This is a genomic window from Polaribacter reichenbachii, assembly GCF_001975665.1.
Classification (GTDB): Bacteria; Bacteroidota; Bacteroidia; order Flavobacteriales; family Flavobacteriaceae; genus Polaribacter; species Polaribacter reichenbachii.
Window position 1 is genome coordinate 1,414,875 of the sequence record NZ_CP019419.1, and the last position, 20,714, is coordinate 1,435,588.

Consider the following 20,714-nt stretch of genomic DNA (forward strand, 5'->3'; position numbering starts at 1 on the left):
TTTTTAACTAACAGCTTGTCCGTTTTTAACTGCTTTTTCTGGTTCTACAAAAGCTAATTTTCCATCTGGAGTATCTGTCATTAAAATCATTCCTTGGCTTTCTACACCTCTAATTTTTCTTGGTGCTAAGTTTACTAACACAGAAACTTGTTGGCCAATAATATCTTTTGGAGCAAAACTTTCTGCAATACCAGAAACAATAGTTCTTGTATCTATACCAACATCAACCTTAAGTTTTAATAGTTTTTTAGTTTTTGCCACTTTTTCAGCTTCTAAAATAGTACCAATTCTAATGTCTAATTTAGTAAAATCATCAAACTCAACAGTTTCTTTTTGAGGTTCTACCACTTTATTTTCTTGCTCATTAGCTAATTTTGTAGCTTGTAGTTTTTCTAATTGAGCATCTATGGTTTTATCTTCAATTTTAGAAAATAATAATTCTCCTTTATTTATCTGATGTTCTGCAGGCAATAAAACATCTTTTTCTGTTACGTCTTCCCAAGAAAGATTTTCATCAAGATTTAAAATCCCTTTTAATTTAGTTGATGTAAAAGGTAAAAATGGTTCAGAAACCACAGCCAAAGCAGCAGTAATTTGTAAGGCTACATACATAATTGTTTTTACGCGCTCTTCATCTAATTTTATAACTTTCCAAGGTTCTTCATCAGCTAAATACTTGTTTCCAAGTCTTGCTAAATTCATTAATTCTTGGCTAGCCTCTCTAAATCTATATCTTTCTATAGATTTACCAATTACGTTCGGAAACTCTTTAACAGCAGCTAAAACATCTTCGTCTACTTCTGAAAAATTCCCTGCAAGTGGTACTTGCCCTGTATAATATTTGTTAGTTAAAACGACAACTCTATTGATAAAATTACCAAAAATGGCAACCAACTCACTGTTGTTTTTTGTTTGAAAATCTTTCCAAGTAAAATCGTTGTCTTTACTTTCTGGAGCATTTGCAGTTAAGGTATAACGTAACACATCTTGCTGATTTGGAAAATCTTCTAAATACTCGTGTAACCAAACTGCCCAGTTTTTTGAGGTTGATAATTTATTGCCTTCTAAATTTAAAAACTCGTTGGCTGGTACATTATCAGGTAAAATATAATCTCCATGCGCTTTTAACATTGATGGAAAAATAATACAGTGAAACACAATATTATCTTTACCAATAAAATGAACCAATTTGGTGTCGTCTTTTTTCCAGTAATCTTCCCAATTTTTACCTTCTCTTGCTGCCCATTCTTTGGTTGATGAAATATATCCAATAGGTGCATCAAACCAAACGTATAACACTTTTCCTTCTGCACCTTCTACAGGTACTGGAATTCCCCAATCTAAATCACGAGTTACAGCTCTTGGTCTTAAACCATCTTCTACCCAACTTTTTACTTGTCCGTAAACATTTGGTTTCCAATCATTTTTATGACCTTCTAAAATCCATTTTCTTAAAAAATCTTCGTGTTTATCTAAAGGTAAAAACCAGTGTTTGGTTTCTTTTACAGTAGGTACATTGCCAGTAATTGCAGATTTTGGATTGATTAAATCTGTTGCATTATGGCTTGTTCCACAGTTTTCACATTGGTCTCCATAACTTTCTTCGAAACCACATTTAGGGCAAGTACCAATTACAAAACGATCTGCTAAAAATTGATTGGCTTCTGCATCGTACAATTGTGCAGTAACTTCTTCTACAAACTCACCATCATTATACATTTTTGTAAAAAAATCTGAAGCAGTTTCGTGATGAATTTTAGAAGAGGTTCTAGAATAATTATCAAAAGAAATACCAAAATCAGCAAACGATTTTTTAATTATTGTGTGGTATTTATCAATAATATCTTGTGGCGAAACCCCTTCTTTTTTAGCTCTCATTGGTATAGCAACACCATGCTCGTCAGAACCACAGATGTACGCAACATCTTTACCAGTTAAGCGCAAATAACGCGCATAAATATCTGCAGGCACGTACACACCTGCTAAATGACCAATATGAATTGGCCCATTTGTATAAGGTAAAGCTGCTGTAATTGTATATCTTTTTGGAGTATTCATCCTGTATTTCTTAATTTTATGTACTGATTTTCGAAGTGCAAAAGTACAAAAAAGCAATTTTAATCGGATTGAAATTAATACATTTACTTAAATTAAAAAATTACTTATTTTGAAAATGAAATCTCTTGTTTTTATAGTTCTTTTGATGATTTTCTCATCAATAAATTCACAAGAAAAACAAGACTCTTTAAAGGTGAAACAGAATCCTATTGTTTTTGGTGATTTTTTATTGGGTTACACAAACGGATCTATTAAAGGTCTTGGAGTTGGATTTGATATAAATTATCAAAATAAAAACAACTTATATACTTTTAGAGCAATTCATTCTATAAACATTAAAGAAGTAGATTTCTTTATATTTATACCAGTTTCATCTACCTATTCTGTAATAAATGAATATTCACTACTGTATGGTAAAAGGTATGTTAATGATGATTTTTCATATCATTTTTCTGGAGGACTGTCTTACGCTTCTCATGAAAATACCATTGAAAATAGTAGAACAAGTGTAGATTATGTTGGTTTTCCTATGGAAGTTGGTGTTAGTTGGTTTAAAAGCAAAAAGAAAAAATTTCGAGTTTTTTATGGATTAATTCCTATTGGTAAACCCACTGGTTTTGGACGCTCAATAGGTTTAAAATTATATGCAAATATTGCAAAAAAATCATACGTTGGTTTGGGGCTAAGTTTTGGTTTAGGTTGGCATAAAATTTATAATGAGAATGATAAATAAAATAACTGTATTTTTTTTGTTGATGATTATTTCATCAACAACAGCGCAAGAAAAATTAAAAACACCACCTTATTTAAAAACTGGTGATACTATTGCCATAGTTGCACCTGCAGGTATTTTAAAACCCAATAGAAAAGCTGTGGTTTTGCAAGCTAAAAAGTTAGCAGAAAGTTGGGGTTTACAAGTAGTTTTGGGTAAAAATATGTTTAACCAAAACAATCACTTTTCGGGTACAGATGATGAACGTTGTCAAGATTTTCAAGAGGCTTTAGATAATAAAAATATTAAAGCAATTTGGGCTGCAAGAGGTGGTTATGGCTCTGTAAGAATTTTAGATAAATTAGATTTTACAACCTTTAAACAATACCCAAAATGGATAATTGGGTATTCTGATATTACTGCTTTTCATAATCACATTCATAATTTAGATGTTGAGTCTTTACACGCAATGATGGCAACAAGTTTAGAAGAAAAACCAGAAGAAATTAAACAAACCATTGCCACTTTTAAAAAGGCAATTTTTGGTGATGAAATTGCTTATAATATTCCAACATCAAAAGCCAATAGACTCTTATCATCAAAAGAAATTGAAGGACAAATTATTGGAGGAAACTTGGCAATTTTAACTTCGATGTTAGGTTCTGAAAGTCAGTTAAACACAGAAAACAAAATCTTGTTTATCGAAGAAATTGGCGAGTATAAATACTCAATAGACAGAATGTTGCAAAGTTTAAAACGTGCGCGTTATTTTACCAAAGTAAATGCAGTTATTGTTGGTGATATGTCTTTAATTAAAAAGAATTCTACAAAATGGGGGAGTTCTATTGAGCAATTAATTTTAGATGCCATTCCAGAAGATATTCCTGTTATTTTTAATTTTCCAGCAGGACATAATGCAGACAATAGAGCTTTAATTTTTGGTAGAAAGGTTCAGTTGTCAGTTGGCAGTAACCAGTATTCAGTAAGGTTTACAGAATAGATTTTATGTTGAATAAAGAAGCATCTAAATCATGATAAAGTTTTAAAAATCGTTGTTTACGATTTTCTTGTTCCTTAAACTCTTTGCCCTGAAAACCTCCTATAAAGTTAAAAATTTTAAATTTTGAATGATTATGGTTTTCTTCATCTAAGTTAAAATCAATTTTAGATATTTCGAATTTTAATTTTTCAGAAAATTCATTTTCCTTTACTCTTTTGGTAAATCTCGTTATTTCAATTTCCAATTGATTTAATTCATCATCAGTAATAATTTTATCATTTTGATGCCTTAAACATTCAGTTTTTAGAAACTCTAAATATTTAATTAATGTTTCTTCGGTCATAGTTTTATAAAAGTAATCAATAATTTGTAAATTAACACGTTGGCAATTAGAGACTGATTTTTTGGAGTTTTATTGATGACTGAAAACTGCCAACTGAATACTGAAAACTAATAAATGGCAGAACATAATGAGCTTGGTAAAAAAGGAGAACAACTAGCTATCGATTTTTTAATTAAAAACGATTATAAAATCTTAGAAAAAAATTACAGATATTTAAAAGCAGAAGTAGATATTATTGCTCAAAAAGGCGAAGTATTAGCTGCTATTGAGGTAAAAACAAGAACATCTGCTTATTTTGGAAATCCAGAAGAGTTTGTAAATCCGAAGAAAATAAAACTATTAATTTCTGCAATCGATAATTATGTTGTAGAAAGGGATTTAGATGTAGAAGTTCGGTTTGATATTATTGCCATTATCACCAATAAAAAAGAAACAAAAATAGAGCATTTAGAAGACGCTTTTTTGCATTTCTAAATGCTCAATTTATATTATTTTGAGCTTAAAGTTACTGCATATAAAGCATCTGCAGGCACTTTTAAATTGATTTCTTTATCATTGTAAAATAACCTGATGAATTTTTCTTTTAACTCATCATTTTGTATTAATAACTTAATATTACCATTTGCATCTTTTACAGATATTATCTTTTCTTTGGCAATGTGTGCAATTCTAACATCATCTTTTCTAACAGTTTTAGAAGCTAAATAAATGGCATTATAATCTGGTGTATAAATTACCTCTTTGGTTTTTCTGTTAATTACCATTAACGAGTTCTGTTTCCAGTTCCAAGCACTTTTAGAAGTTTCGTTTAAGATGATATTCCAATAGCAATAATTTGTACTTCCAGAATTGATGTAACTTGCAATTTCTGCCAATCTTTTCTTTGCTTGTGCTTCAGAATTTGCACCATTATAACAAATACCTTCTGTATGCATAATTTTCATTTCTGGCGCTAAAAGTGAAGTTTCTCTAATAAAAGGCTCTTTTGCATACTGAAAACCAATACCTGCAAAATTATTTTTTGAGCTTTTGTTTAATAAAGTTTTATAATGATCTGCTCTATTTATGGTTCTAAATGTACCCAACCAAATTTCTGTAGCTAGTTTTTCTGCTCTAAATTTAGGAATTACATAGTTTACACCTAAATCTATATATTGATCCATAGGAATGTTACAACCAGGAAAAGGAGCATAGGTGTCTGGTTCATTTTGCAAGCAAAAACGATGAACTTCTACGCCTTCTTTTTTGTACGCTTTTATGTAATTCACCAAGTATTTAGCATACGCAGTATGAATTTCTGGAGTGTTTTTAAGTCCGCTTTTGCCTTCATAACTTTGGTTTTTATCAACAGCATTGTTAACTTTCATCCAAGCTGGAGGGCTCCAAGGAGAAGCTTGTAACAACATTTCAGAATTTACAGCCAAAGCTTCTTTTATAAAAGGCAACAAGTATTTTTTGTCTCTTTCTATACTAAAATGCTTCATTTCGTAATCATCTGGAGTCATACTATAATCGTAAGCATCAATAGAAAAATCACTTGGGCCAATAGGAGTTCTATTAAAAGTTAAATTCGATTTTTCTTTAGAAAACAGATTATTTAAAACTTCTTTTTGTGCTTTTTTTGATAAAGAAAACAAAGCTTCTCCACCATTTTCATTAAAAGCACCACCAAAACCTTCTATAGTTTGGAATTCTACTTCTGGTGTAATTACAATAAAATCGTTTTGCTTTACTTTGGCATCTGTGTTAATTACAGTTGTGTAATTTTTTACAGGGTTTGCTTCACCTTTATTCAGTTTTACATATTCAATTTTAATATCTACTTCTTGAGAAAAAGAAGTAAATGTTACCATTGATAAAAAGGCAATTGATAAAAATTTTCTAGATTTCATTTTTTATTTGTTTGATAATAATTCCGTTTAAACACATATTTTTAGCATCACCAGCATTGTTAAACTCAATAGTAACTGGGTTTTTACCATCAGCAACAAAACGTGTAATTACAGAAATAGGTTTTCTTTCTCCTGTTGATTTATGATCGTAATAACCTACACTTGGTTTGTAGGTAGTTTCCTTTTTCCCATTAGCATCTACTTTAGTAATATTAAAAGCGTTGATTAATTTTGCTTTTGCAATTCTGTTATGATGATAAGTTTCTATGCTATAATTTCCTTTTTTAAGGTTTTTAAAAGTGAGTTTAATTCCTTTTTTTTCGGTCATTACACCATCCGTAGAAACAAAACTTAAATCGCCTAAAATACCATTTGCTCCATCCCATTTTATTTCATCATTAGAAGAAATAGCAACTTCTGCATTATAATTTTTTAAGTTATAAGTTAAATTTTTGTTTGATGTTCCTTCCCAAGAATCCCAATCGAATTGTACCAATTGATTTTCTTTACCAATGTCAATTCTTTCGATAGGATAATTATAAATCGGTTTGCTGTTTTTAGCAATTTCATCAGTAATAAAAGGCACAGTATTTATAGTAATAGTTGCACTTTTTAAACCAGGAGAAGTAGCTGTTAATTGAATAGCACCAGCATTTTTTGTTCCTTTTACATAAATAGAAGCAATACCATTGTAAGACAAAGCAGGATTTATATAAGCGTTTTCTCTTTCTAAAAGTGCTCCATTTCCAGAAACAGAAAAAGTAACTTTATTGTCAGTAGTAGTAACAACTTCGCCATTATTATCTACAATACTTGCGTGTAATAATCGTAAATCAGAACCACCAGCGTAAAATGGTTTATCAGTAATATTAAAATGTAATTTTAACTGAGTTGGTTTGCCTTGTTTTGTTCTAGAATGTGTTGTAACTTTTTCTCCATTTGTATAACCAATAGCTGTAAGTTTACCATCAGAAAAATCATAATTAAAAGTAAAAGAAGGGTGATTTAAGAACTTTTTTTCATCGTTATTATCTGGTTTTTGTTTTGCAATTAGTTTGTTATTATGATATAAATGAACTTCTTGACAGTTGCTAAAAACGCGAACAACACCATTTTTTGATGCAGTTTCATCAGCAATATGAACAATCGATTTGTTTACCATTTCAGATTGATACCAATAATAAACTGGTTTTGGAATTCGATAAGGAGAAAACACACCATAAGTGGTCATTAAATCTCTTTTCCATTGCCAATCTACTAAATTGGGTTGTAAGTGATTGTAATCTGCACCCAACCAAGTGATGGCTGCAATGTTGTTTTCGTTGCTTTTATATCTTGAAATATGAAATTGATTAACCTCAGAATCTGGAGAACTACCATGTTCCATAACCATTGTAAAATCGTTTTCTGGCCATTCAGATCTTCTGTAATCCATTGTAGCATAAATATCTGTAACACCCGCATTTTTTACACCATTCCAAGGGCTAGAAGCAGAAGCTGTTAAACGAAAAGGATCTTCTTCTTTTACAGTTTCTTGCATACTTGGCACAGGACCTCTATGATTTATTCCTGCTCCCCAAAAGAAAATTGAAGGATGATTTCTGTGATTTCGAATCATATGTCTGCTGGCTAAATTTAATTTATCGAACCAAGTTTTATCACCCCAATCAATCCAAGTAGAAGCTTCTTCGTAAACGATAATTCCGAGTTCATCACAAGCTTTTATAAAAGAATCATCTTGTGTGTAATGAGATAAGCGAACTGCATTAAAACCTGCTTTTTTAAACTGTAAAGCTTCATTGTAATGAAAAGAATTTGGCACAGCATCACCAATATTAGGATAACTTTGATGTCTGTTTGCACCAATTAAAAAGATTGGTTTTCCGTTTAAAACCAAACCTTTGCCTTTTACTAATTTAAAAGTTCTAAATCCGAAGGTATTTTCAACCACATCAACAGCAACATTATCTTTATAAATTATAGAATATACTCTGTATAAATACGGATTGTTAGGCGACCATTGATTGTAATCGTCTTCTATAGTTGTTGTTTGATAAAAGGTATTAGAATTTTTTGCTGATATTTTTCTGTTTTGCACTAGTTTCTTTAAAACTTCCCCTTTATCATTGATAATTAAGGTTTCTATTTTACAATTTTCTGATGTTTTAAAATCGTTTTGAACCGTCGTTTTAATAGAAACTGTTCCGTTTTTGTCGTTTACAGTTGGTGTTGTAATATGCACACCAGCATTGTAGTTTTCCCAATTGTAATTAACATGTAATTTGTTGGTGGTTACCAGATAAACATCTCTATAAATTCCGCCAAATTTTACGTAATCTGTTTTATGCGGATCTGGAGCAATATCATCTCTATAAGTATTATCAGCTTTTACAGCAATAATATTTTTTTTACCAAATTTTACATATTTGCTGATATTAAAGTGAAATGGCACATAACCATTAACTTCAAAAGAACCTACTTTTTTACCATTTACCCAAAGTTCTGTGGCATTATGCACAGCTTCGAATTGTAAATACACATTTTTAGAAGCAGCATTTTTATCAATAAAAAGTTCTTTTCTATACCAAGAATTATTTCTTAGAAATTTCTCTTGAACCCAAGTTTCTTGAACGCTATCTAAAGTATACGAAACTAGTTTTGTGGTATGAGGTAGAGAAATGTTTTCCCAATTTTTATCATTAAAAGAAGCTTTAAAAGGTTCTCCTTTAGGATTGCCATTGTAAAATTTCCAGTTTAAATTGATGTTGGTTTTGGTTCTGTCTGTAGCAACATTTCCTTCTTTTAAAACCGATTCTTGAGAAAAGGTAGTTAACTGAAATGCAAGTAAAAATAAGATGAAGAAAAAACGATTCATAGTTATAGTTTTATTTCTTCAAAAGTATTTTAAAGCTAAAAACTATAGGAGCATAAATGTTTTTTAAAGTAGCACAAATTATAAAATTGTCCTAAAATCAAGAAAAGATTAAGTGTTTAATTTTTATCTAAAAATCCCTTTACATCGTTAATATCATTAGGTTTTGCAATGATTTTTTTGTTTTTGTCTAGCACAAAATAAGAAGGTGTAGAAAAAACTTGATAGGTTTGTGCAGTTTCATTTTGCCATTTATTTAGGCCTAAAACATTGTGCCAACCTCTTAAATTATTTTTCTGATAATTATCCCAAACAAAAGCATCTTTTTCTAAAGCAAAAGCAATAACTTTTGTGTTTGGTTGGGTTTTCATATAGGTGTATAATTCTGGAATTTCTCTTAAACAATGAGAGCAACTAGTGCTCCAAAAAACCAAAACATAAGATTCAGCATCGTTTAAAGTAGATAGTTTTAATTTTTTACCATTTTCTGTCCAAGAAAAATCTGGAGCAATTCTGCCAACTTCTGCAGCAAATAGAGCCTTTTTTTCTTCTTTAAATTTTGCGTTTTGCAAACTTGCAGATAGTTTGTTATAATGACTCTCGAACAAGTAATCTATAATTTCTAAGTTCTTTGCAGCTTCGAATTGTTCTATTAAAAACTCAATAATGTCTCTTTTATAAGGCTCGTTTTTAATTTTAGAAAGTACAGTTTCTATAGCGTTTTTGTGCAATATTTGTTGTTGCTGTAAATCTTCTGAATAATTGATGTAAAATACATAATCTAAAATTCTATTGGTTAAAAACGAAGAGTTTACTAAAGTTTTGTTAGAGAAATCTAACTTGTTAAAATAAGTGCTTTTTATATTGTCTAAATAGGCAGTTACAGAAGTTAAAATTTCTTTAGGATTAATTCTAGCGCTTGCATTTATAAAAGGAGCAACAAATTTGTTTTTAGACAACTCAGCGTATTTATTTTGAATGGAATCTAAATTTTTAAAAGCTGCTCTATAATCTTCTTTTAAGTCTAAAGAAGGATTTTGTAAAACGGCAACTTGTGTAGAATCTAGCTTCTGTTGGGCAGCAGAAATATCTTCTAAAAATTTTGCATAAAACATATTTTCTGATGATTCAGAAAATACAATAGATTGTTGAGGATATTCTGGATTAAAAATAAAAGAAACATTTTCTTTATTGTAAAAAAAGTCGACAAAACCTGCACCTTCTAATCTGTAAGTTGCTCTGTAAGCTCCTGGTTTTGCAGAAGAAGGTAATTTAATTTCGAAACTACTTACTGCTTCTTTTTTTCCTCCAATTAAAACGGTATCTGTTTTAATAGATGTGTTATTTACAAAAACTTGTTTAGTGCCTTCTAATTTGTATAAAATAAGCCAATCTGTTTTTATTTTCGGACTCATTGTACCTTTTACAATATGTTGCCCAAATGTAATTGAAGAAACTAAAAGTAACAGCGATAGTATTTTTTTTGTCATTTTATCCAATTTTTGTCTATAAACACTTTTTCAAGAAGTGTACCAAAAATACAGTTTCTCTATTAAATTGGGTATATTGTAACGTTAAATTAAGTGATTATGTCTTTTAATGATAAAATTATCTGGATAACTGGTGCTTCCTCAGGAATAGGAAAAGCATTAGCTATTCAACTATCGAACCAAAATGCAAAACTGATTTTATCATCTAGAAAAAAAGAAGGTTTAGAATTGGTGAAAAATCAATGTAAAAATAAAGATGATGTAAAAATCATTACTCTAGATTTAGAAGATTATTCTAATTTACAACACAAAGCTGATGAAGCCATTGCTGTTTTTGGTAAAGTTGATATTTTAATTAATAATGGAGGTATTAGTCAGCGTTCTTTTGCATCAGAAACAAATATTGAGGTTGATAAACGCATAATGGATATTAATTATTTAGGAACTGTGGCTTTAACAAAAGCTATTTTACCACATTTTATCAAAAATAAAAACGGACACTTTGTAGTAACTACAAGTATTGTTGGTAAAATAGGGACTCCTTTGCGCTCTAGTTATGCTGCTAGTAAACACGCTTTACACGGTTTTTTTGATAGTTTACGTGCAGAACAACATCAAAATAAAATTGCAGTAACTTTAGTTTGTCCAGGTTTTGTAAATACCAATGTTTCTAAAAATGCTTTAACTGGAGATGGAACTCCGCAAGAAAAAATGGATGTTGCAACAGAAAACGGAATTCAGCCAGAACGTTTTGCAAAGCTAATGGCAAAAGCCATTAAAAATAGAAAAGAGGAAGTTTATATTGCTGGAGTAAAAGAGAAATTAGGTGTTTATGTAAAACGATTTTTTCCTAAAATATTCTCTGTTATGGTTCGTAAATTGAGTGTTACTTGATTATCAGAAAATATTAAAAATTAATTTTTTATTTTAAAGTTTTTCTGAACGAATTTTTAACTCATTATTCATTTGTTCAAAATGCTTTTTTGTTTTCTCTAAATTTTTTGAAAATAATTTAACTAGTATTCCTGTAAAATTTTCGCTTTGCTCAAAAGTTGTAGTTCCGTTTTTATTTTCAGTTAGTTTGAATTTATGTTCACCATCAAAAAGTCCTTTAAACCAAAGTTTACCAAGCCATTTTAATTCAGAATTCTTATTATAAATTAACACAACAGGTTTAAAAGTCATTCCTTGTAGTTTTATTTTAATTTGTTCACCAACTTTTACTTTTCCTGTAACTGATTTAATAAATGAGTTCCATTCAGAATAATTTTCAAAATCTGTAAGTATTTTCCAGATTTTCTCTTTACTTGCGTTTATTGTTATTGATGTTTTTATTTGTTTTGCCATAAGATTTTATTTACTTGGCAAAGTTCGTTTCAAATTAAGTTATTGCTCTTGACAAAAATCAAGATTTTTTTTTATTTCTGATTCTACTGAATGTTTCAGGAGACATACCTAACATAGATGCGATATATTGCAATGGAACTTGATTAAAAAGCTCTCTATTACTCTCAAAAAGTTTATCATAACGTTCTTCTGAATTAAGCGCTAAATGGCTAAAAACTCTATCTTCTAACTGAACGAAGCAACTAGTAATAAATTGTTTTTCCATTTCTGCCCAATTAGGAACTAACTTATTTAAAAGTCTGTAATTTTCTTTTTCTATAGTGTAAAGTTTACAATCTGTTAGAGCTTGAATATTCCATTTTGCACGCTGTTTAAAACTAAAACTGTACAAATCTGTTATAAAATAACCTTTTGTAGAAATCCATTGTGTTATTTCTTTATTGTTTGCATTTGCAAAAACTCTAATAAAACCACTTTGTACAAAACTCAATTTTTCACAATATTGACCAGACTTTGTAAAATAATCTCCTTTTTTTAGTTCAGTTTCTTTGAATAATGATGTTATAGTATCAATATACTGATTTGTGATTCCAAAATAAGAAGTAATATATTTTTGTAATTCTGTCAATTTCTTAGATTTTTATTTTTTAACAAATATTATGCTGATGTATAACTAGCTAAAATAATTCAAAGCCTCAAAATAAGTAACAATAGCTTCTTTCATTAACACAGTTTGTTCGCCAGGTTTTAAATTGGGGAGTTCTGTAAGTGTTTTATAATGTGGCCAGCCATCATCATCAAAATAATCGAATTCATAATAACCATAAGGTTCTAGTAATTTACAAATGGCAATGTGCATTAGGTTCATTTTTTCGTCTTTCTTAAACGCTCTATGACCTTGCCCTAGTTCTTGAACACCAATTAAATAGATAATTCCATCTACATTTAACTCATCACCTTCAGAAAAATCTGCAGTTAATTTGTTTACCAAAAACGACCATTTTTCTTTTAAATTACTCTCTTTAGACATATAAACATTTAAAGTGTAAAGATACAATCTGCATTTTTAATTTGTAAAAATAAGATGTAGATTTACACAAATTATTTAGAATGAATGTAATAGACATCATAATTGCTGTAATATTAATTTTTGCTGCTGTAAGAGGTTTTATGACAGGTCTTTTTTCTTCAATTGCGTCTTTAGTAGCTATTGTAGCAGGTGTGTTTTGTGCCATACACTTTTCTTATTATGTAGAATATGAATTGAACGATTCTGTTTTAGAATGGTCTCATCAAACTAATAAAATAGTAGCGTTTGCAGTTACTTTTTTGTTTGTGGTTTTGGCTATAATTTTTGTGGGTAAATTGCTTACAAAGTTGGCAGATATTACTGCTTTAGGGTTATTGAATAAAATTTTAGGTGGAATTTTCGGAGCGCTAAAATGGTCTTTAATTTTAAGTGTAATTTTTTTATTGTTCGATAAGTTTAATAAAACAATACCTTTTGTAGATAAAGAAATGTTAGATAGTTCAGTATTGTATTATCCTGTAAAATCGATTATACCTACTTTGTTTCCTGCAATTATGGATGATGAAAATCCGTCTTTAAAGTTTATAAAATAAGTTTTATAACAAAAAAAGGCTTGCAATAACTGCAAGCCTTTTTTAATTTAAAATTAAATTTATAGTAAAGTAACTTTTCCACTACTTATGTGATAAACACCACCTATAATTTTAATTTCACCTTTTTCTTCCATTTCTTTTAGAATAGGGCTTTTCTCTCTAATTCTATCTATTGTTAAACTAACATTGTTTTCTATTGTTTTGTTAACAAAATCATTATTAGAAGAATTATGTTTTCCTTTTATTTGAGATTCTGAAAGCTTTACAGCTGGTTGAATATTGTCTAATAAAGAAGTTATATTACCTAGTTCTACATGATCGCAAGCCGCTTTTATAGCTCCACAACTTTCATGACCTAATACTAAAACTAATTTACTTCCTGCAACTTTACAAGAATATTCCATACTTCCTAAAATGTCTGTATTTTCGAAATTTCCTGCTACTCTTGCAACAAAAACATCTCCAATAGTTTGGTCGAAAATTAATTCTACAGGAACTCTAGAATCTATACATGAAAGTACAATTGCTTTTGGATGTTGACCTCCAGTTGTTTGAGATATTAATGCTTTATGGTCTATTGTATGAACTTCGTCTCTAATAAAACGAGCATTACCTTCTATAAAATCTTGTAACACTTTCATTGGTGTTAATTGATCTTGAATTTCTTTCGTTATTGCTTTATTTCTATGTGGCATAATGTGTTTTTTAATTTAATTAGTAATTACCTTCTAACTTAAACTGATATTAGACTTTGGTCTTTCGTTAAAAAATTTAAAGAAGCTTTCTGGGTTTTCTACAATCCCTCTTTTAGACACTAATTTAATATCAATATTTCTTTCTTTTGCTTTAAAAAGAAAATCTTCTAAAATTTCTATAATATCATTATCTAAGTATCTTGTACCTATTAAGTTAATTTCTAGATAGGTGTCTTTTGGTAAACTATCTAATTCTTTTAATATGGCCCCTTTGTTAAAAAAGGTAACTTCTTCTGCAAGAGTCATTTTAATTTTGTGCTTACCATTACTCTTATCTTCGATATGTAAAAAGTGAGAGTTTTGGTAACTTTTTATTAAGATTACAATGATACCTACTAATAAACCTAAACCAATTCCGTATAACAAATCAATAAATACAATACCTAATACAGTAATTGTAAATGGTATAAATTGTTTCCAACCAAGATCATACATCTTTTTAAACAATGCTGGTTTTGCTAATTTAAATCCTACAATAAATAGAATTGCCGCTAAAACAGAAAGAGGAATTTTATTTAAAAGTGTTGGAATTAAAATTACAGAAATCAATAATAAAAAACCGTGAATAATAGCGGATAATTTGGTTCTACCTCCAGATTGAATATTTGCAGAACTTCTAACAATTACTTGTGTTATTGGTAAACCACCAATAAGACCAGAAATTATATTACCTGTACCTTGAGCAAATAATTCTCTATTTGTTGGTGTTACGTTTTTATGCGGATCTAATTTGTCTGTAGCTTCTACACACAATAAAGTTTCTAAACTAGCAACTAGCGCAATTGTAAAGGCTGTAACCCAAATTGTAGGGTTTGCAATAGTTGTAAAGTCTGGGAAATTAAACTGACCTAAAAAGCTATTAAAATCATCTGGAACAGGAACTGCAACTAAATGATCTGAAGAAATGGTTAAACTACTGTCTTTTGTTAATACATAAAAAATAATACCAACAGCAACTGCCACTAAAGGACCTTGTACAATTTGGAAAATCTTTCCTTTTTTAGACAATACATTAGACCATAAAAGTAATATCACCATAGATATTAATGCAATAATTGTTGCACCCATACTAACATTACCACTAATTAATGCATTTATAGCTTTTAAAAGCTCTGTAAATGTGTTTTCTCCATCTATTTGTAAAAAGGAAAAATCTCCTTGAGGATCTTTATCCATACCAAAAAAGTGAGGTATTTGTTTTAAAATGATAATAATTCCAATACCTGTTAACATTCCTTTAATTACTGATGATGGAAAGTAATACCCAATAATACCTGCTTTTAAAAGGCCAAAAATTAATTGAATTACTCCACCTAAAACTACTGCAACTAAAAAACTTTCGTATCCTAAATTTTGTATTGCAGTAAATACGATTGCAGCTAAACCTGCTGCTGGACCACTAACTCCAATTTTAGAGCCAGAAAGTGCACCTACTATAGTACCACCAATAATTCCTGCAATTAAACCAGAAAATAATGGAGCTCCACTTGCTAATGCTATACCTAAACATAAAGGTAGTGCTACAAAAAACACTACAATACTTGCAGGTAAGTCATTTTTTAAATATTTAAACATTGTATAATATATTATTTCTAAATTTTATTATTTAGATAGATTTGTTAAAAAAAAAAGATAATGATGTAATTGTTTTGTAAAATTAAAACAATTGTTTTGGTGGTGGAGTATTTACTTCTAAATACTTTGAAGCATAATTATGAAAAGAAACATTCGTTTTTTTTCTTTTTAAGTATATTTTTTCTGAAAACGAAGGTTTGTTTTCAAGGGTATTTATTTTAATTTCAAAATCTTTTGTAGCTTCTTCTTTGTTTTCTTCTTCTTCATTTAAATCTATATAAATAGCAACTTCTTTACCATCATCAATTAAAGAGATAAGAGATGGTAGTATTAAATAGCCTAAAAGAACGGCTGTAAAAAAACTTACTATAAAAGATTTCAATGAAATAGCTTTATATTTTATTGCAAGATAATAAGAAAAATAAAATGTTTTGTTAAATAAAGAACAAAATTAATTTATCTCTTTTACTTCATCAGAAATTATCCAACCGAGTTTACCATCTGCTATTTTAATTTTTTTCCAATTATCAATAGCGTCTAAAACCACAACTTTTGTGCCTTCGTGTAAAGTGAAAACTTCTTCAGAGTTTAAAGTTGGCGCATTTCTTACTTCAGTTTTTTCAGCAAAAATAATACCTGCTTTATTGTTTTTTGCAAAAGTATATTGGTTGTAACTTATAAAAAAAGTAAAAATTAAGAAGATAAAACTTAATGAACTCGTTATAAAATAAAAACGTTTTTTTGATGGAGTTGATGCAAAATAAAAAAACAAAAAGAAAATACTACCTAAAAAAGAAAATACTACAGCAACTATTGCCCATTGATTGTAAGACAGTTTTTGCAAAATATTTATATTAATTTTCTGAAAAACGGTTTTAGGTAACTCTTCTATATTGTCTAAAGCCAAACGTTTTGCAAAAACTAAATTGTTTTGTACATCTTCATTTAAAGGATTTAAAAGCAAAGCTTTTTCGTAATAATAAATAGATGGACCAACTTTGTTAAGTTTATAATAAGCGTTACCTAAATTATAAAATAATTCAGATGACACTAAACCTTGGTTTTCTATTTTTTTATACAATTCAACAGCTTCTGCTAATTGTTCTTTTTTGTATAATTCATTTGCGCTTTTAAAAAGTTCTTCTGTGTTTTGAGCAACCACAGAATTGGCAATTATCAATAATAAAAAAAGGATTTTTTTCATCTTATAACTGTTTATCTAATTCAACGATTACTTGTTTAGCTCTTTCAAACTCTTGCTTCATTTCTGTATTTGTTACTGGTGTGTAACGTGCAAAATCTGATGCTTTTAAAACATCTATAAAATGTTTTATAGTAGTTTCATCTATATTTTTTTCTGCTAGTATTTTAGTGATGTTTTCTTTACTGATATCACTCGTTTCAATATTTAATTTTGCTTTTAAATAGTTATGTAAAGCACGTTCTAAAGCTTCATAAAACGCTTCTTTTTTACCTAATTGTTTTTGTGCTTCTGATAAATATTTTCTAGCTAATTTTTCTGCTTTTCTTAATTTTAGACCTACAACATCACTATTACGTTTTTCGTTGTTTTTTGCTATTAAAATACCAATAGGAATAATTAATAAAGGCAATAAAAGTAAGATGTAAAATAAGTAAGATTTGTAAAAATCTTTGGTTTCATTGGTTACAAAATCACTCTGTGTTTGTATGTATCTAAAGTTTTTACCTGTAGAAACTACTGCTTTTTTATTTACATTATTAGAATTGCTTGTTACTAATTCTTTACCTTCTGTAACATCAACATATAAATCGTCTGTATTTATAGTTTCGTATTTTTTTGTCTTAGTATTAAAGAAAGAAAAACCAACACTTGGTAATTTGTATTTACCCTTATATTGTGGAACAACAGTATAAGTATCAGTTACAGATCCAGATAAACCATCAGTAGTAATTCTAACATTTTCTTTTCTTTCTGGTTGATATTTTTCTAATTCTGCAGGCGTTTCTACAGTTGGTAATTCAAATAATTTTAGGTTTCCTTTACCAGAAACTGCTACTTTTATTTGTGATGATTCATTGGCTTTTAATACTTCTTTACTTAAAGAAACATCAAATTTAAATTGACCAACTGCACCTGTAAAGTTTTCTGGTTTGCCTTCTAAAGGTAAACTTTTAGGGCTTATAACTTTTTTAGCAGATGCAAATTCTTTTCTAATATTTTTGGTTATAACGTTTCCAAAAAAGTCTGCTCTACCTGTAGGAACTCCAATTACAATATCCATTTTCATTGGATCTAAAGTAAGTTTACCTGTTTTTGTAGGAATTAAAAGCGCCTTTTGAAGTACAATATATCTATAATCTTCGCCATTGTATTTTCCCATTTTTACAGGAAAACCATTTATTTTTATTTCTTGATTCCAAAAACCATTGTATTGAGGTGCTTCTGTTACAGAAGTGTCGTAAACACTTACATTTTCGCTTACATACAATCTGTATTCTACATAAATACCTTCACCTACATATGGTCTAGATTTAGAGATTTCTGCTACTAAATGTATGTTTTGTTGTGCAATGTAATCTGGGTCATTTGGGTTTTCTGGAATATCTATTGGGTCTAAAACAATAATTTTCATCATTTTAGAATTAATAGTAGCGCCATTATATTTTATACTTGCAGGCCCAATAATAAGTTCTCCTTTTCTTTTGGGCTTTAAGATATATGTGTACGATTTAGAAAAACTTACTTTACCATTTATCCAAGATTGGCTTATAGATTGGCTTGGCCCTTGAATAACTTTAAAATTGGTAAATTTTGGTGGTGTAAAATCGTCTGCACCTTGTTTATTTACAGAAAACTCTATTCTTAAGCGTTGGTTTAAACCTAGTTTATTTTTACTAACACTTACTTTTAATTCTGTATTTTGAGCATACAAAGAGATGGTTAGTAAGCTAAATATTAAGAGCATAAACCCTTTTCTCACTTCCCTAAAAGGAAAGAAAGTTTTATTTAAATTAAACATCTTAAAATAATTTCTAAAATTCATAACAGATTCTCAAAAGTATGATTTTTCTTCTCTTAAAGAAGAATTAAAATTGGCATTACCAATCTTTTTCTTGTTTTATTTTTTTGCCTTTTGCTTTTTTGGCATTCATTTTCTTTTGTGTCTTCTTTTCCTCGTTGTTTAAGCTTTCTAACAATTGCTTAATTTGCTGAGGAGACATTTTTCCTTGTTGTGGTTTAGGTTTATGCTTTTGATCTTTTTTATCATCTTTATTAGGATCCTGTTTTTTGTCTTTATCCTTATCACCTTTACCATCTTTGTCCTTATCGTCTTTGTCTTTTTTATCTTTGTCATCATCACCATCCTTCTTGTCTTTGTCCTTATTCTTGTCGTCTTTATCTTTGTTATCCTTGTCCTTTTTGTCTTTGTTGTCTTTATTTTTATTGTCTTTATTGTCCTTGTTGTCTTTATTTTGTTTGTCTAACAATTTTTGAGCAACTGCCAAATTATAACGAGTTTCATCGTCATTTGGGTTGTTTCTCAACGAGTTTTTATAGGCATCTACTGCAGCTTGATAATTTTTGGTTTCCATCATAGAATTCCCTAAATTATGGTAAGCTTCTGCTTTAGAAGATTTATCCTCAGCAGTTTTTGCAGAAAGTTCGTATTGTGGAGCAGCTTCTTTAAAGTTTTTATTTTGATATAAAGCGTTACCTAAATTGTAACTTGCTTTATCGTAACTGGCATTATTACCCAACGCTTTTTGATATGCAACAGAAGCATCTGTAAATTGTTTTTGTTCGTACAATTTATTGCCTTGTCTTACCATTTTTCTTGCCTTACGTTGCTGGGCAATAGAATCTTTTTGAGCTGTAATTTCTTTTGATGAAAACAGCATTAAGCAAATAACGAGTATGTTTAAAAATATTTTCATTTTAATTATTTTTTTGTTTTTTCATCATTAAATAAATCAACTTTTCTTACCCATTTTGTTTTTTTATCAAACAAGAAAACATCTAAGAGTAAAAATAGAATAGCAATGGCTAAAAACCATTGAAATTGATCTTTGTAATCAGAAAACTGTTTTGTTTCAAATTCACTTTTTTGAGCATTGGCAATAATTTCTGTAATTCTTTTTACAGGTTCTTCTGTAATATTACCATCAATATATCTTCCATTAGCAGCATCAGCAATATCTTCTAAAACTTCTGGTTTGCGTTTTGTAATTACGGTTTCGCCTTTATTGTCTTTTTTATAACCAATCATAGAACCATTTACACGCATAGGAATTGGACCTCCTTTTTCTGTACCTACACCAATTGTATAAATCTTTACACCTTCATTAGACAAATTTTGTGCCACTTGTTTTGTTTCTTCTTGATGATCTTCTCCATCAGAAATAATAATTAAAAAACGATTGGTTTGCTCATCATTATTATAATAAGTTTTTGCTAATTCTAAAGCTTCGTTTATGGCAGTTCCTTGACTAGAAACCATATCTGGATTTGCGTTTTGCAAAAACATATTTGCGGCTGCATGATCTGTTGTAATTGGTAAAAGCGGATAAGAATTACCTGCATAAATAATTACACCAACTCTATCTGAACCTAATTGATCTATAATTTTAGAGATAATTTGCTTCGCCTTTTCTAGTCTGTTAGGTGCAATATCTTCTGCTAACATACTTTTAGAAACATCTAAAGCAAAAACAACATCTACACCTTCTCTTTTAACGGTTTTTAGCTTCGATCCCATTTTTGGATTTACCAAAGAAATGACTAGAAAAGCGATACTTAAAATTAGCATTACTAATTTTAATGTGTTTTTAAATATTGATGAATTTGGTGCTATTTTCTTTAATAACTCAGGATTAGAAAATTTACGCTGTGTTCTTTTTTTCCACCAAAAAACCAACAAGTAAATAACAATCATAATAGGAATGATTGCTAAGGCATAAAAATAAATTGGTTCTTCTAATTTGTACATTTCTAATTGTTTTAAAGTTGAAAGTTTTAAAAGTTCAAGAAATTAGAACTTTACAACTTTTAACATTTAAACTTTAT

At 29.2% G+C, this 20,714-nt stretch carries 20 protein-coding genes; 5 read left to right on the plus strand and 15 right to left on the minus strand.

Translation table 11 applies throughout. From position 1 onward, the window contains the following. Positions 1-3: 3 nt before the first annotated feature. Positions 4-2,058, minus strand: a complete 2,055-nt coding sequence (gene metG / locus BW723_RS05900) for a methionine--tRNA ligase (protein WP_068360888.1) — start codon at positions 2,056-2,058, stop codon at positions 4-6. A 115-nt stretch (positions 2,059-2,173) separates the two neighbouring features. Here metG and BW723_RS05905 point away from each other — a divergent pair, with 115 nt between their 5' ends. Together BW723_RS05905 and BW723_RS05910 are read left to right on the plus strand one after the other, a co-directional pair. Then, on the plus strand, positions 2,174-2,791 hold the full coding sequence (locus tag BW723_RS05905) for a hypothetical protein (RefSeq protein WP_068360884.1): 618 nt from the start codon (positions 2,174-2,176) through the stop codon (positions 2,789-2,791). Next, positions 2,781-3,770 carry a S66 peptidase family protein gene (locus tag BW723_RS05910; RefSeq protein WP_139059108.1) on the plus strand — a complete coding sequence of 330 codons (990 nt, stop codon included), beginning with the start codon at positions 2,781-2,783 and terminating at the stop codon, positions 3,768-3,770. The genes BW723_RS05905 and BW723_RS05910 overlap by 11 nt, the downstream gene beginning before the upstream one ends. On the opposite strand, the gene BW723_RS05915 is transcribed toward BW723_RS05910, so the two are convergent. Then, on the minus strand, positions 3,760-4,113 hold the full coding sequence (locus tag BW723_RS05915; protein ID WP_068360880.1) for a hypothetical protein: 354 nt from the start codon (positions 4,111-4,113) through the stop codon (positions 3,760-3,762). The two genes, BW723_RS05910 and BW723_RS05915, sit on opposite strands and share 11 nt — an antisense overlap. A 114-nt stretch (positions 4,114-4,227) precedes the next feature. On the opposite strand from BW723_RS05915, the gene BW723_RS05920 reads away from it, so the two are divergent. After that, a complete protein-coding gene (locus tag BW723_RS05920; RefSeq protein WP_068360877.1) occupies positions 4,228-4,587 on the plus strand; it encodes a YraN family protein in 360 nt (119 codons plus the stop codon). Between the two features lie 14 nt (positions 4,588-4,601). On the opposite strand, the gene BW723_RS05925 is transcribed toward BW723_RS05920, so the two are convergent. The 3 genes from BW723_RS05925 to BW723_RS05935 form a co-directional block, all read right to left on the minus strand. Then, complete coding sequence (locus BW723_RS05925) at positions 4,602-6,005, minus strand: glycoside hydrolase family 30 protein (protein WP_068360872.1); 1,404 nt, start codon at positions 6,003-6,005, stop codon at positions 4,602-4,604. Next, positions 5,995-8,880, minus strand: a complete 2,886-nt coding sequence (locus BW723_RS05930) for a glycoside hydrolase family 2 protein (RefSeq protein WP_068360869.1) — start codon at positions 8,878-8,880, stop codon at positions 5,995-5,997. The genes BW723_RS05925 and BW723_RS05930 overlap by 11 nt, the downstream gene beginning before the upstream one ends. 116 nt (positions 8,881-8,996) lie before the next feature. Continuing rightward, positions 8,997-10,367 (minus strand): TlpA family protein disulfide reductase, encoded by a 1,371-nt coding sequence (locus BW723_RS05935; RefSeq protein ID WP_068360863.1) that lies wholly within the window; start codon positions 10,365-10,367, stop codon positions 8,997-8,999. 99 nt (positions 10,368-10,466) lie between these two features. Here BW723_RS05935 and BW723_RS05940 point away from each other — a divergent pair, with 99 nt between their 5' ends. After that, positions 10,467-11,261 (plus strand): SDR family oxidoreductase, encoded by a 795-nt coding sequence (locus BW723_RS05940; protein WP_068360860.1) that lies wholly within the window; start codon positions 10,467-10,469, stop codon positions 11,259-11,261. Between the two features lie 33 nt (positions 11,262-11,294). Here BW723_RS05940 and BW723_RS05945 read toward each other — a convergent pair whose 3' ends face one another. Genes BW723_RS05945 through BW723_RS05955 form a run of 3 tightly spaced genes read right to left on the minus strand, consistent with a single transcriptional unit; the run spans position 11,295 to position 12,744 of the window. Next, positions 11,295-11,714: an SRPBCC domain-containing protein gene (locus tag BW723_RS05945; RefSeq protein ID WP_068360857.1), complete on the minus strand. Its 420-nt coding sequence runs from the start codon at positions 11,712-11,714 to the stop codon at positions 11,295-11,297. A 58-nt stretch (positions 11,715-11,772) separates the two neighbouring features. Beyond that, entirely contained in the window at positions 11,773-12,342 is a 570-nt protein-coding gene (locus tag BW723_RS05950; RefSeq protein ID WP_068360854.1) for a Crp/Fnr family transcriptional regulator, read from the minus strand. 45 nt (positions 12,343-12,387) lie between these two features. Continuing rightward, a complete protein-coding gene (locus BW723_RS05955) occupies positions 12,388-12,744 on the minus strand; it encodes a hypothetical protein (protein WP_068360849.1) in 357 nt (118 codons plus the stop codon). 80 nt (positions 12,745-12,824) lie between these two features. Between BW723_RS05955 and BW723_RS05960 the strand changes: the two genes are divergently transcribed. Next, positions 12,825-13,337 carry a CvpA family protein gene (locus BW723_RS05960; RefSeq protein WP_068360846.1) on the plus strand — a complete coding sequence of 171 codons (513 nt, stop codon included), beginning with the start codon at positions 12,825-12,827 and terminating at the stop codon, positions 13,335-13,337. A 59-nt stretch (positions 13,338-13,396) separates the two neighbouring features. Here BW723_RS05960 and BW723_RS05965 read toward each other — a convergent pair whose 3' ends face one another. The 7 genes from BW723_RS05965 to BW723_RS05995 all read right to left on the minus strand — a co-directional run bounded on the left by BW723_RS05965 (position 13,397) and on the right by BW723_RS05995 (position 20,637). Continuing rightward, a complete protein-coding gene (locus BW723_RS05965) occupies positions 13,397-14,032 on the minus strand; it encodes a carbonic anhydrase family protein (RefSeq protein WP_068360842.1) in 636 nt (211 codons plus the stop codon). A 33-nt stretch (positions 14,033-14,065) separates the two neighbouring features. Continuing rightward, entirely contained in the window at positions 14,066-15,667 is a 1,602-nt protein-coding gene (locus BW723_RS05970; RefSeq protein WP_068360839.1) for a SulP family inorganic anion transporter, read from the minus strand. 82 nt (positions 15,668-15,749) lie between these two features. Next, positions 15,750-16,049 carry a hypothetical protein gene (locus tag BW723_RS05975; protein ID WP_068360837.1) on the minus strand — a complete coding sequence of 100 codons (300 nt, stop codon included), beginning with the start codon at positions 16,047-16,049 and terminating at the stop codon, positions 15,750-15,752. A gap of 69 nt (positions 16,050-16,118) precedes the next feature. Continuing rightward, positions 16,119-16,871 (minus strand): SH3 domain-containing protein, encoded by a 753-nt coding sequence (locus BW723_RS05980; RefSeq protein WP_068360835.1) that lies wholly within the window; start codon positions 16,869-16,871, stop codon positions 16,119-16,121. A gap of 1 nt (position 16,872) precedes the next feature. After that, positions 16,873-18,615: a BatD family protein gene (locus tag BW723_RS05985; protein WP_139059107.1), complete on the minus strand. Its 1,743-nt coding sequence runs from the start codon at positions 18,613-18,615 to the stop codon at positions 16,873-16,875. A 133-nt stretch (positions 18,616-18,748) separates the two neighbouring features. Next, positions 18,749-19,585, minus strand: coding sequence for a tetratricopeptide repeat protein (locus BW723_RS05990; protein ID WP_068360827.1), 837 nt, complete (start codon positions 19,583-19,585; stop codon positions 18,749-18,751). Positions 19,586-19,590: 5 nt separating this feature from the next. Next, the gene (locus BW723_RS05995; RefSeq protein WP_076686339.1) at positions 19,591-20,637 is read right to left on the minus strand and encodes a vWA domain-containing protein; all 1,047 of its coding nucleotides are present in this window, start codon (positions 20,635-20,637) and stop codon (positions 19,591-19,593) included. Between the last annotated feature and the right edge of the window lie 77 nt (positions 20,638-20,714).

Bases quoted from the DNA above. Each gene is read 5' to 3' on its own strand.
- metG (WP_068360888.1), bottom strand. From the start codon at position 2,058: ATGAATACTCCAAAAAGATATACAATTACAGCAGCTTTACCTTATACA.
- BW723_RS05905 (WP_068360884.1), top strand. From the start codon at position 2,174: ATGAAATCTCTTGTTTTTATAGTTCTTTTGATGATTTTCTCATCAATA.
- BW723_RS05910 (WP_139059108.1), top strand. From the start codon at position 2,781: ATGATAAATAAAATAACTGTATTTTTTTTGTTGATGATTATTTCATCA.
- BW723_RS05915 (WP_068360880.1), bottom strand. From the start codon at position 4,113: ATGACCGAAGAAACATTAATTAAATATTTAGAGTTTCTAAAAACTGAA.
- BW723_RS05920 (WP_068360877.1), top strand. From the start codon at position 4,228: ATGGCAGAACATAATGAGCTTGGTAAAAAAGGAGAACAACTAGCTATC.
- BW723_RS05925 (WP_068360872.1), bottom strand. From the start codon at position 6,005: ATGAAATCTAGAAAATTTTTATCAATTGCCTTTTTATCAATGGTAACA.
- BW723_RS05930 (WP_068360869.1), bottom strand. From the start codon at position 8,880: ATGAATCGTTTTTTCTTCATCTTATTTTTACTTGCATTTCAGTTAACT.
- BW723_RS05935 (WP_068360863.1), bottom strand. From the start codon at position 10,367: ATGACAAAAAAAATACTATCGCTGTTACTTTTAGTTTCTTCAATTACA.
- BW723_RS05940 (WP_068360860.1), top strand. From the start codon at position 10,467: ATGTCTTTTAATGATAAAATTATCTGGATAACTGGTGCTTCCTCAGGA.
- BW723_RS05945 (WP_068360857.1), bottom strand. From the start codon at position 11,714: ATGGCAAAACAAATAAAAACATCAATAACAATAAACGCAAGTAAAGAG.
- BW723_RS05955 (WP_068360849.1), bottom strand. From the start codon at position 12,744: ATGTCTAAAGAGAGTAATTTAAAAGAAAAATGGTCGTTTTTGGTAAAC.
- BW723_RS05960 (WP_068360846.1), top strand. From the start codon at position 12,825: ATGAATGTAATAGACATCATAATTGCTGTAATATTAATTTTTGCTGCT.
- BW723_RS05965 (WP_068360842.1), bottom strand. From the start codon at position 14,032: ATGCCACATAGAAATAAAGCAATAACGAAAGAAATTCAAGATCAATTA.
- BW723_RS05970 (WP_068360839.1), bottom strand. From the start codon at position 15,667: ATGTTTAAATATTTAAAAAATGACTTACCTGCAAGTATTGTAGTGTTT.
- BW723_RS05980 (WP_068360835.1), bottom strand. From the start codon at position 16,871: ATGAAAAAAATCCTTTTTTTATTATTGATAATTGCCAATTCTGTGGTT.
- BW723_RS05985 (WP_139059107.1), bottom strand. From the start codon at position 18,615: ATGCTCTTAATATTTAGCTTACTAACCATCTCTTTGTATGCTCAAAAT.
- BW723_RS05990 (WP_068360827.1), bottom strand. From the start codon at position 19,585: ATGAAAATATTTTTAAACATACTCGTTATTTGCTTAATGCTGTTTTCA.
- BW723_RS05995 (WP_076686339.1), bottom strand. From the start codon at position 20,637: ATGTACAAATTAGAAGAACCAATTTATTTTTATGCCTTAGCAATCATT.